General features: G+C 45.8%; 8 protein-coding genes. 2 read left to right on the top strand and 6 right to left on the bottom strand.

Going from position 1 to position 12,564, the window contains the following annotated elements; genetic code table 11:
- Nucleotides 1–82 precede the first annotated feature (82 nt).
- Nucleotides 83–1,768 carry a dihydroxy-acid dehydratase gene (gene ilvD / locus J2T16_RS23805; protein WP_090915516.1) on the top strand — a complete coding sequence of 562 codons (1,686 nt, stop codon included), beginning with the start codon at nucleotides 83–85 and terminating at the stop codon, nucleotides 1,766–1,768.
- A gap of 214 nt (nucleotides 1,769–1,982) precedes the next feature.
- Here ilvD and J2T16_RS23810 read toward each other — a convergent pair whose 3' ends face one another.
- The gene (locus J2T16_RS23810) at nucleotides 1,983–3,404 is read right to left on the bottom strand and encodes a polysaccharide deacetylase family protein (RefSeq protein ID WP_499019396.1); all 1,422 of its coding nucleotides are present in this window, start codon (nucleotides 3,402–3,404) and stop codon (nucleotides 1,983–1,985) included.
- A 172-nt stretch (nucleotides 3,405–3,576) separates the two neighbouring features.
- On the opposite strand from J2T16_RS23810, the gene J2T16_RS23815 reads away from it, so the two are divergent.
- Nucleotides 3,577–4,725, top strand: a complete 1,149-nt coding sequence (locus J2T16_RS23815; protein WP_336122007.1) for an AI-2E family transporter — start codon at nucleotides 3,577–3,579, stop codon at nucleotides 4,723–4,725.
- A 33-nt stretch (nucleotides 4,726–4,758) separates the two neighbouring features.
- On the opposite strand, the gene J2T16_RS23820 is transcribed toward J2T16_RS23815, so the two are convergent.
- From J2T16_RS23820 to mltG, 5 genes are all read right to left on the bottom strand, one after another.
- Complete coding sequence (locus J2T16_RS23820) at nucleotides 4,759–6,558, bottom strand: peptidoglycan D,D-transpeptidase FtsI family protein (RefSeq protein ID WP_499019397.1); 1,800 nt, start codon at nucleotides 6,556–6,558, stop codon at nucleotides 4,759–4,761.
- A gap of 127 nt (nucleotides 6,559–6,685) precedes the next feature.
- The gene (locus J2T16_RS23825; RefSeq protein ID WP_499019398.1) at nucleotides 6,686–8,968 is read right to left on the bottom strand and encodes a methyl-accepting chemotaxis protein; all 2,283 of its coding nucleotides are present in this window, start codon (nucleotides 8,966–8,968) and stop codon (nucleotides 6,686–6,688) included.
- Between the two features lie 239 nt (nucleotides 8,969–9,207).
- Entirely contained in the window at nucleotides 9,208–10,536 is a 1,329-nt protein-coding gene (locus tag J2T16_RS23830) for a peptidase U32 family protein (protein ID WP_221787351.1), read from the bottom strand.
- 17 nt (nucleotides 10,537–10,553) lie between these two features.
- Nucleotides 10,554–11,483, bottom strand: coding sequence for a peptidase U32 family protein (locus tag J2T16_RS23835; protein WP_221787353.1), 930 nt, complete (start codon nucleotides 11,481–11,483; stop codon nucleotides 10,554–10,556).
- Between the two features lie 14 nt (nucleotides 11,484–11,497).
- Entirely contained in the window at nucleotides 11,498–12,538 is a 1,041-nt protein-coding gene (gene mltG, locus J2T16_RS23840) for an endolytic transglycosylase MltG (protein ID WP_260510720.1), read from the bottom strand.
- Nucleotides 12,539–12,564: the final 26 nt, after the last annotated feature.

A 12,564-nucleotide genomic window follows, 5' to 3' on the forward strand; every position in this document is an offset into this window, starting at 1 on the left:
GGATGAAATTAAACGACAGATGTACTGCCATTTATTTTTCCATTCATGTTGCTCAATATTATATATTTGGGGGGAATACACCATGTCAGCCAATAAAATGCGTTCCGATATGATCAAAAAGGGGTTTGACCGCGCACCACACCGGAGTTTGCTCCGTGCAGCGGGCGTAAAAGAAGAGGATTTCGGCAAGCCGTTTATCGCGGTATGTAACTCGTACATCGATATCGTACCTGGTCATGTTCACTTGCAGGAGTTTGGTAAAATTGTTAAAGATGCCATTCGTGAAGCCGGCGGCGTTCCGTTCGAATTCAACACCATCGGGGTTGATGACGGGATTGCGATGGGACACATCGGTATGCGTTACTCCTTGCCAAGCCGTGACATCATTGCGGATTCCGTAGAAACGGTTGTATCTGCTCACTGGTTCGACGGCATGGTTTGTATCCCGAACTGTGACAAAATTACACCAGGTATGATGATGGGCGCACTCCGCTGCAACATCCCTACCGTATTCGTAAGCGGTGGACCGATGAAAGCAGGCCGTGACAGCAACGGTAAAGCTCTTTCCCTCACTTCCGTATTCGAAGGCGTAGGTGCTTTCCAGGCGGGTAAAATCGACGACAAGAGCTTGCTTGAGCTTGAGCAGTTCGGTTGTCCAACTTGCGGATCATGCTCCGGTATGTTCACCGCGAACTCCATGAACTGTCTTGCAGAAGCGATGGGACTGGCTATGCCGGGTAACGGAACCATTCTGGCTGTTGCTCCAGAACGTCGTGAGTTTGTTAAACAATCGGCGAAACAGTTGATGGAACTGATCAAACTGGATCTGAAACCACGCGATATCGTAACTGTAGAAGCCATCGACAATGCGTTTGCTCTGGATATGGCGATGGGCGGTTCTACCAATACTGTACTGCATACACTGGCTCTGGCTCACGAAGCTGGCATTGAATATCCGATCGAACGTATTAATGAAGTTGCTAACCGCGTTCCGCATCTGGCGAAACTTGCACCAGCTTCTGACCTGCATATAGAAGATGTTCACAATGCAGGCGGCGTAAGTGCGGTTCTGAATGAATTGCTCAAGAAACCGGGCGCAATCCACGCGGACTGTATTACGGTTACAGGTAAAACCATCCGTGAAAACGTGGAAGGCCAGGAAATCAAAGATACAAACGTAATCCACAAGCTTGATAACCCGCACTCCGAAAAAGGCGGACTGGCTGTATTGTTCGGAAACCTTGCACCACAGGGTGCAATCATCAAAGTTGGTGCGGTTGATGCTTCGGTTGGTGGATACCACAAAGGCCCTGCGATCTGTTTCGACTCTCAGGAAGAAGCACTTGAAGGAATCGCTAACGGGAAAGTTAAAGAAGGACATGTCGTGGTTATTCGTTATGAAGGACCAAAAGGCGGACCAGGTATGCCTGAAATGCTTGCGCCAACTTCCCAGATCGTAGGTATGGGACTAGGTGCCAAAGTCGGTCTGATCACGGATGGACGATTCTCCGGCGCATCCCGCGGAATCAGTATCGGCCATATCTCTCCAGAAGCAGCGGAAGGCGGCCCAATTGCCTTTGTTGAAGAAGGAGATATCATCGAACTCGACCTGAACAACCGGACGATTGAGTTGCAAATTAGCGATGAGGAATTCGAGGCTCGTCGTGCGAACTGGAAAGGTTTTGAACCAAAAGTCAAAACCGGCTTGCTGGCTCGCTACTCCAAGCTTGTAACCAATGCAAGCAACGGTGGCGTACTGAAAATCTAGTTTGCTTGATGAAGTCATACGTACTGAACCAAGTTTATAAAACCAAAAAGGATGAGCTCTGCCACACTGGCATAGCCCATCCTTTTTTTTGATTGGAAGTACGTACAAACGATATCCTCAGAAAAAGTTCTATTTTCAACAAATGAATAATTAAATTTGAGAAAGAGCCGTTTACAACAAACATCACCAGCAGATTCAGTTCTCATCCATTAAATCAATTCTGTTCCGTTAAAACCTCATTTTCTATAACAAAGGAATCGTCTTCTGCTTGTTTAGTTACACCTGAAGCGACCGTATGATGTTGCTGTCCATAACGTTTCAACAGTTCTTCAACAGGCATCACAATCATTTTAGGCACCAATTGATCTGTCCGCTGTTTCAAGCGCTTTTGCCCTGCCGGATGAATAACGCTAAGCAACATCCTCAGATATAACTTGGAGGCCAAGCTGAACGGGCCTGGTGCCAGCTCTTGCACAGTGAATCCAAATTTCTCAGGACCACGGTTAATCATGCTCACGCCATAAAGTGCCTTTGCCGAACGTAATTCAGGATCGGCTGCAACAATCTGTGCCAGGTCTGGCAGTTGTTGTTCCATCGTACGGATCATACGAATCGCTAGATGCATTGTTGAACGGGATGTAACACCAAGTTCGAATAAAGTTTGATTGTCAAAATGTAGCTCTATAATCGGATCTCCATTCTGCATCACATAACCATGTTCCATCTCAACTCGTGCACCGTGGTACACACGGGAACGAAAATGGAGCATCGGATCTTTAGATGACGCGGCTCGCAGATGGTATGCCCAATGAAACAGCTTTTCCCATCCTAACCACAAAGCAACCACGGTACGTTTCCACAGCTTCAGCTTCAAGCGGGGTTCCACTTCTTGCCGTGCAACCACTGACGACAATTCGGTTATTGAGCTACCATTCATCAACGTGTCCACACGAACACTTTCCAAACCACGTCTTTCGGCCTCCTGCAATAAGGCCTCCAGCGCCTCAAGCATCTGCTCTGGCGCGTGTGCATCTGCTCCTAAGGTTGTGCCGCGATCATGGAGCAACATAACCTCTCCGCCCTTTAATTTGTTCAGCATACGTTTTTTCAATTGTTCCGTACCTACGCTACATTTCCAGTCCTCAAACATGGCGGACCACAAAATGATCTTGCGATCTTTTTTACTAAAAAAATCAAACAGGTTCATAATGCCCCATGGCGGACGATAATAACAGGTTTTCTCACCCGTAATCTCTTGAATAATCTGACCTGTTCGATCGATCTGATCCCGAACCGTTCGTGGACGCATCAGCCAGTTTGTTTTGTGAATATAATTATGAATTCCGATTAAGTGTCCTTCCTCATGCATACGTCTGATTAACTCCGGATGACTTGCCGCATGTTCTCCCACGACAAAAAAAGTTGCCTTTACATTGTACTTGCGTAACAGTTCAAGCAACCGGGGTGTATACAAAGGGTCAGGCCCATCGTCAAATGTCAGGGCATAGTGTGTCTCACTTTTCCCCCTTCTGAACACACGAAATCCGAACAGTCTGCTGATCAAACTTGGAATAAAAGCATAAAAAGAGGACAGATACAATAACCACAGTAAAATACTCTGAAGCATCGTTGTCATGATGTCGATTCCCCACTTCTCCTGCTAATTTACGGCCATACGGCACTTTCTAAAATAAACCACCTTTAATTTTATCATAGTTAGTTCTTTTATTAAATGCTGTTTCCTCAAATCCCCACTATCATGTACAATGAATACAATCTAATTTCTGCCTGTAAAGGAGTCTATGCCCATGTTGCCGCTTTATAAAAAGTACGGGCGCACCGTGTTTGATATCGCTCTGCTCGTGTTAACCGTGTATGTGATCATGTTTGCTTTTAGTAAATTGTATCATATCGCTGCACCCGTTTTTCTTTCATTTATTGTCTTTTGGATGATTGAGCCATTAGCCAAATTCCTCCACCGAAAAGGATTGCCCAAAACAGCCGGAACTGCCATATCAGTGTTATTGTTTCTCGGGCTCATTGTAGCTGCCTTTTTCGGTCTAGGCTTTTTTATCATTTCACAAATTTCCGATCTTCAGCTCAATTTCCCGGTGTATGTTGAGATGATCCAACGTGAGTTCACGAATCTGGTCTTGCTCATTCAGGACAAGTCCAATGCCCTTCCTGACGGAATATTGGATAAATTAAACGAATATTTCGCTACACTGTCCGGGATACTATCCCGGTGGGTCACTAGTGGAGCACAGTTCATCATCGGCTTTCTCAGCTCATTCTCTACCTTCATTACAAACTTTGGGATCGCGATCATTCTCGCATTTTTCCTCAGTATCGAGATTGAATCCTGGCGTAAGTTTGCTCGTGCCAAAACGCCCAAAACATTAAAAACAGCGAATGAATTTATGCGCACTCACGTGTTCAAAACGATCCGTTCCTATATGAAGGCACAATTGATCATGATGCTTATTACTTTTGTATTGATATATGCGGGGTTGCTGATTCTGGGAACCTCCAATGCCTTTACAATCGCAGCAGTCTGTGCCATCTTTGATCTGGTGCCACTGCTTGGTGTTCCAGTGATATTTATTCCGTGGATTGTTTATTTGTTTATCGTGGGCAATAGTACGCTTGCCATTGGCTTGATTGTGGTTTTGGCTGTGACCATGCTGACGAGACAACTGCTTGAACCGAAAATTTCAGGGAATTCCATCGGTGTTTCCTCTGCTTATTTGATGCTTTCGTTTATGTTAATTTCCCTGTCGGTCTTCGGACTCGCAGGTGTCGTGTTATCTCCTGTGCTTCTGATCTTGTTAAAAGAACTACTACAGCAAGGTTATCTGCAAAAATGGATTCATCTGCCCACTGACGAATTCGAATCGTCACCATTAGTAGTTGATTCTCCTGCCCCTGATGTTTCAGAGAGAACAGAACATCGGTAGATGACATGCTCGTGATCTTTTCCTGTGAACCAATCACGAGCACTCTGCCAGATAGTCCATAACTTTGCGAAACAGAGCTGTAGCCTGATGTGAAGCTTCTGAAGAGACATTCTGTACCAACACAGCAACCGCGTATCTCGGCTTCTCTACGGGCCCATATCCTATAAACCATTGATTGTTTTTGGCTTTCCCATTTTGTTGTACCTGAGCTGTCCCTGACTTCCCTGCAACATGCCATCTCGCGTGTTGCAGGGATTTTCCTGTTCCCTCTCGTACTACGGTATTCATCCAGCTTAACAGCAGATGAGCTGTGGTCGGAGAAACCTGTCCTTCTGCTGAAGGAGATGCATGTAAAGGCATGTCCAGCATCGTACCTCCATCCGCGTAACGGATTCGTTGCACAAGCCGGGGGGCATTTACCTTTCCATCATGCAACAATGTCACGATCAGGTTTGCTGCTTGTAGCGGAGTCACCAGAACATCCCGCTGTCCAATGGCTGTCTGAATTTTGGCTCCTTCGTCTGCAGACTTCACGGCTTCTGTCCGAATACGCCCCGGTTCTTCATGATCAAAATGTTTTAATACCGGCATCCCCGCGATATGTTGTGCCTGCCAGCCGACAGAACGTGCAAGCCCCAGACGATCAGCGGTTTGTTCCAATTGCTCCATGTGCAGTCTACGTGCAGTCTCAGCGAACACAATGTTACATGACTCCGCGAATCCCTTTTCCAAATTCAATTCACCATGTCCATGCTCTTTCCAGCAGGATAGTCCATATTTTCCATAATCCCCTTCGCAGTGGAACTTCTCACCACGAGAAACAACCTGATTTTCCAGAGCTGCTGCAGCCGTTACGATTTTAAAAATAGAGCCTGGTACAGCCGCTTGTATCGCTCTATTCCCCCAGGAGGAGTGCTGTGGATTGACATGCTGCGGTTGATAAAAGGGACGTGATACCATTGCGCGTACATCTGCATTTGCAGTATCAAGAACCACTATGGCGCCTTCCTGTAACCCGGAGGCTTCTGTTAATTCTTCGATGCCTTGCTGTATACGTGCATCAACAGTGGTCTCCACCACTAATGGATAGTGCGAATTCGTAGGTGCGATCACGCGCGGTCCCATCTCAGGAATGACCTGCCCATTCCCTGTTACCATACGAGTTATTAACGTAGGTCCCACACCTCTTAGCAACGGTTCCAGCGTCCTTTCCAGTCCAGCTGCTCCCGATTTCATGGCAAAAGGCTGTTTTACTTCATCTTGATGTCTGTGAAATCTCCCATGATCTTTGGGCTGTTCGTTCAAATAGCCCAGCCACTGGCTTCCACTGGCCTTCGGGAAATACCTCGTCATAACAGGATACACATCAGCTCCTTGGAGGTGCAGGTCCCGTACATTTACAACTTGAGCATCCGTTAATAAAATAGGCTCTGAGCCGCCTCCGCCTCCAGTCCAAAGATGTGGCGTTCTCGCTTTATGCCATTCCCTATTTAGCTGATTCACATCTGTATGAAGGAAGGAGGCAAGTTGTTTGAGCTTAAGATCATGCTTAACTTTCCCATTGGATGGATAAAGCACAAGCCCCCATTGCAACTTTCCTGTTAATGGACGCCCGTGGACATCCGTAAACTGCCCACGGCCAGAATCCAGCATCACACCCTGTTCACGTTGCAGCACCGACATCTCCCGCACGGTTCGCTGAAACCCTGGCATGATTCGGTTCACTTGAACCATTTGAATCCAGCCCAGTCTCAGTACCAACACTGCGAAGAGAATAGTAAGTCCGGCGCTTATTATGGCTATACGACGTTTCCACACCAGTTGCAACTGCACACCTGTTCCACCCTCACCTTTTTCGTGTATTATGCGCTGCCCTGTCTGGAATTATCCGGAAAACAAAAGAAAACCTGCCTCGAAAAGGCAGGTTCGTTTGTAATTTGTAGCATGTTGTGTCTGCTGATTACACCGTAAAACGTGAGAGTGTTTCTTTCAGTTCAGTTGATACATTCTCCAGCTTGCCAGAGAGGCTGACGAGTTGATTACTGATGTTTTGCTGTTCACTGCTCAAGGAAGCTACTTCCTCTGAAGTTGCCGAGGACTCTTCAGCAACAGCGCTGACATTGCTCATCGCTTCAGACAACGTTGCTTGAGATTTGCTCAACTCTCCAATGGAGCCTGTAACCATACCCAGACGTTGCACGAAGGCACCCATCTGCTCCTGTACAGAAGCAAAGATCACATTCGTATCTTTTACAGCATCCATCTGTTCCTTAAACAAAGGATATGCATCGGACAGAGCTTTTACCGTTTCGTTCATCTCTGACATGATTTTGTCGGTAATTTCCCCAACCATATCAATGGACTGTCTGGACTGTGCAGCGAGTTGACGCACTTCATCCGCTACGACCATAAAGCCACGGCCAGCTGCACCAGCACGCGCTGCTTCAATCGTTGCATTCAGAGACAAAATGTTGGTTTGCTTCGTAATATTTTGCATAACATCGAGCACCTTTAATACAGAGGATGTGCTCTCTTTTAACGAATCAACTTTGTTAACCAACGCTCCAATCATTTCTTCGGTCTTCTGCGTTTTGGTCATCAACTGATTCAGATGCTGTGTTCCTGTTTGACTGGATTTCTCCACATGACGGGCAGAACTGCCCATCTCTTCATTGGCTGCAATCACACTTTCCATCTGACGAGAGATATTATCCGTCAACTCATTGCCTCGTTCCGCTTCCGTTGCCAGACTGCCTGCACCACCAGCAATTTCTTCAGTTGCTACAGCAATTTCAGAAGCAGATACAGCTGTTTTCTTCGAAGCATTGCTCAGTTCTGTAGCTGTATCCAATACTTCCTGTGCAGAACGATTGGTCTGCTCGACCAGCTTCGTAATTTGTTCCATCATCGTATTGAATGCAGCGGAAAGCTGTCCAATCTCATCTTGGGAACTATACGGAGTGCGCACTTTTAGATTTCCTTTTGCACCCTCTTGCATCAAATCTTTCAATCCGCTGAGCGGACGAGCAATCATACGAACCATCCAGACACCGATTACCACAGCAAGAGCTGCAAATGCAAGTGCCATCCACAATGTCATTGTCAAGATGCCTTTGGCATCCTTAACCAGCATCGAAGTGGGAACCATACCGACAATCTTCCACGCTGATGAATCCAGCGTACTGTATACAGCCAGCATATTCGTCGATTTGCCATCGATATCATATTCGGTATTTGTACTTCCTGCAGGCTCTTTCAAATCTTTCACAAAGGCAAGCTCCGTTTCTTTTCCTGCACGTCCCGCCATAGACGAAGCAACGACTTTGTTATCCGGAGCAATCAATTGAATGACCGAGCCTGCCCCCAGATCCAGTGATTTCAGTTGCTCCTCGAGCACATCCAGTTTCAACTCAATAATCAGTACATAAGACTGTGTTGTACCTTGCAGGTTCTTCATCGAACGTGCAATTCGGAAAGTCTGTGTTGTGCCATCGGTCTTCTCTTGTGTCGGGAGCCAGCGGTATCCACCCTGTGCTACAAGGTCCGTGTACCATGATTCCTGACGAATGCTTCCCATCGTTGAACTGCTGTTCCCAGTTCCCATAACGGATTTAGATTCATCTGTTGGCACCAAATAAATCGCTTCCATGGATTTGTTTGTAAAAGCTACATTGGATAACTGTTTATTAATTGAACTTGAATTGACGAACGTATCATATGCCGTCAGATTCGGATCTGACATTTTCTGAAGCAAAGACTGCATCTCTGGATCAAAGAAGATCTGTGTGGACGTATCCACAAAACGCTCCAAAATGATATCCAGCTTCTGCTTGGTTTGATCAATCGTCTCCTGATTTGCTCTGGATGCATTAGCCTCGATCGTATTTTTAGCCTTGGAATAGGATAATAGACCCAAACTAATAACAACAATCATAATGGCTGCAAAAAAGATTAAAAATAGTTTAACCCCTACAGATTTGACCGGATTCACTTTTCTAATCTGTTTGAATGAATTGCCTCCAAGCCCTTTCCAATCACGATTCTTCAGTTGTTTCTTCAACCAATCCACTTTGATCCAATCAAACCGGATCTTACTTCGATCAAATTTGAAAGGCTTTTTATGTATCCCTTCTTTTTTAATATTGACCGGTTTAACTTTCTTTACATTCTGTGTCTTATCAGGCTTAGCCTGCTCGGGTTGTGTGCTGTGTTCCCCACTGTCTTTATCCTTCTTTTGTACCATCCCAATCACCTGCCAGTAATTTTCTTGTTAGATTTTTCAATCTCTCCCCTATAAATATGTAGTATTCGACAGCTTTCCTGCTTTCCCTCCAATCCCTCAGAAATATATTACAACTTTTTTCCTATTTTTCTATAAAAAAAAGACCCCCATTTACCGATATACGGAGGTCTATTTCTGTAATTTATAACACAAATTTGCGATTCGTTAACATTATTTTGTTCCAAACTAGGAATATAAGCCTACTTCTTTTTCCGCATCATATCAAAATAAGAAACTGGCTGATCTACTTTCATTTTCACCAGTTGCAACGGATGTCTGGCAGCATCCAGAACATTGCCTTGTTCATCCTGAATTTCTCCTACCACTTGTTTGAAAAAAGTACCATTGGGGCCGAAGAACTCGATTTCATTTCCCGGCTTAAAGTGATTCCGCTGCTGAATGGTCGCCATGCCTGTTTCTTCATCATAACCCATAACCAGACCAGCAAAGTCGTAAGGCACTGCCTTCTCTTCCGGCTCATAGATATGATCTTCATGATCAGGGGTGTCGTAGAAGAAACCGGTATTCAGCGGACGATTCGCCGCCTTATTCATTTCTTCCACCCACTCCGGTTTCAATACATAATTTTCAGGATCAGCCATGTAAGCGTCAATGGCCTGACGATATACGTTCACAACAGTCGCAACGTAGTGAATCGACTTCATCCGTCCTTCGATTTTGAAGCTGTCCACACCCACATCAATCAATTCCGGGATATGACCGATCATGCACAAATCCTTCGAGCCCATGGAAAAGGAATTATCCTGTTCCTGGAACAGAGGTAACTGATTATCTCCCAGTTTAAACGGAGCAGGAGCCTGCATCTGCATTTCCTCTTCGCTTACCCAGACCGTATCTTCTCTCGCATCCTCGAACAGATCATACTTCCAGCGGCAAGACTGACAGCAGCCTCCACGGTTGGAGTCACGGTCTGTAAAGTGATTGGACAATACACAACGGCCCGAATAGGAAGAACACATCGCTCCGTGAATGAAGGCCTCAATCTCGATATCCACATTCGCCTTGATCTCTTCAATCTCTTCAAAGCTTGTCTCACGGCCAAGCACAACCCGCGGCAGTCCTTCGTCCTTCCAGAACTTCACGGCTTGCCAGTTCAATGTGGACTGTTGTGTGCTAAGATGCACTTCCAGGCCCGGTACTGCACGCAAAGCGACTTCAATGATGGCAGGATCGGCAACAATAACTGCAGAAATGCCTGCATCATACAGGTTCTGCAAGTATGCTTCAATGCCTGCCACATCTTCGTTATGGGCATAGATATTCGTTGCTACGAATACTTTGGCTCCATATTTTTTCGCAAACTCCACACCTTCACGCATTTCTTCAAAACTGAAGTTATCCGCATTCGAACGAAGTCCATAAGCCTGTCCACCGATATATACGGCGTCAGCCCCATAGTGAATCGCAAATTTTAATTTTTCCAGATTTCCCGCCGGAGCCAAGAGCTCCGGTTTATCCAGACGGTTACGTTTACCGGAAAACTTCCGTTTGACCGCCACTGTTTCCATCTTGTTCACCTCGTCTATTAATACACTTGTTCTTTATAGAAAAATCCAAATGACAATTCCCGTTCAGGGTCCTGAAGCTCACGAACCTCACGTAACCATTCTTCGTCGTATGCATAGGCATCTGCATCTGCTTCATACAGATCTATTGCTTTACGGTAAGCACGAACAACCGCTTCATTGTAAGCAAGAGATTTCAAAATCCCCTCTACCTTGAAACTGTGCACACCTGCTTCCATCATCAGATGAAGATCTTCAAGAATGCAGATGTCCTCTGAACTCATAATATGCGTTCCATTGATGTCCTCATAGATCGGAAACTTCTCATCCCGTCGCTCGGCTTCAATCAGGAACAATCCGCGTTCCTTGCCGAGATGCCCTTCCACTGGACGTCCTTGATGAGCCATGTAACTCTGAACCAGGCTGCGCTTGGAGTGATAAATATTGGTCATGCCATGAACCTGCACCTGCGCCTCCACTTTTAAAAATGGAACCATCTCCGTGATTTCGTCCATGTTCAACTCACGGGCAAGAACAACGCGGCTGGCCCCCTTGGTTCCCCAGTAGTTGGCCGTTGCATAGTTTGTAGACGTCATCTCTGCGTTCCAATGCAAATGAATATGCGGTGCATGTTCCTTGATCGCAGCCAGTACAGATGGATCATTGAACTCGACCGCGTGCACGCCAATTCGGCCTAACGCTTGCACATAGTCAGGCAATTCTTTTAATAATTCATTCGACATCAGGTTGTTCATAGAAACAATAACCCGAGCTTCGTGTTTGGTAGCCATAGCCACCACTTCTGCAGTTTCTTCCAGGCTAAAGTTACCTGGCAGACGCATGCCAAAGCGATCATCTCCAATTAATAAAGCGTCAGCTCCGGCTTGAAGCAATGCTTCTGCTTCTGATACATTTGCTGCTGTCACGAGCAGTTCATGTTTAGTACTCATCTAATCCCCTCCGCTTATTGCGCAGCCTTACTTTTGGCTATATTTTGCTGATGTTCCTTGTATGTCTTGGCAAACAGATGCCCTGAAGTTCCATCCTTTTTCGTCACATAAAACAGATATTCCGAAGCTTCCGGATTCAACGCTGCCTTGATGGAAGCAAGACTCGGACTGGCAATCGGGCCAGGTGGTAGACCCTTGTTTAAGTAAGTATTGTACGGACTCTGTACCTTCAGGTCTTTGAAAAACAGTCGCTCCTTCGGTCTATCGAGCAAATACTGCACAGTTGCATCAATTTCCAACTTCATATCCTTATTAATCCGATTGTAGATTACACCTGCAACCAGAGCACGTTCCTTATCCACCACAACTTCCTTCTCCACAAGTGACGCAATCGTCAGCAATTCATGCAAGGAGAGTTTCTTTTCCTGAAGCTTCGCTTCCAGATCCGGTATAGAATTGATTTTGGTCTCGAATTCTTCCAGCATTCTCTGCATAACATCATGGGTGGAACTTCCCTTTTTCAACTCGTACGTTTCCGGGAACAGATACCCCTCCAATGCGTAGCGAAGTTCTTCATCCACAGGAATTCCCTTGATGATATCCACATCAAAGGCCGAGGGATCGTTGGCCAGCTTGATGAATTCATCCCGATCAACAACATGTTCGTAAGCGAGCTTACCTGCCGTCTGCAAGACGGTATACCCTTCCGGGATCGTAAACTTCACCATTTCTTCGGGTACAACCTCGCCGCTACTCAGTTTATGAATAATCTCATCGTATGTTACACCTGGATTCATGGCGTATTTTCCAGCCATAAAATTACTACCCAGCTTATTCCACTTTAAATAACCTTTGAAAACGAGACTGTTTCGAATCAATCCTTCTTGCTGCAGTTGGTCCGCAATTTTGGAAATGCCCGATCCGCTCTTGATTTCAAATACAACAGGCTCGGAAGAAGCTTGTACCGGACGCATCATGCTCCATACATACCCGCCAGCCCCTCCGGCCAGAATTAATAGTATTAGAAGCAGAATACCTATGACTTTGCCTTTCAACAGAGACACAACTCCTTTACACAACC

Origin of the sequence: Paenibacillus intestini (assembly GCF_030803945.1) — a bacterium.
In the GTDB taxonomy this organism is placed as follows: Bacteria; Bacillota; Bacilli; order Paenibacillales; family Paenibacillaceae; genus Paenibacillus; species Paenibacillus polysaccharolyticus.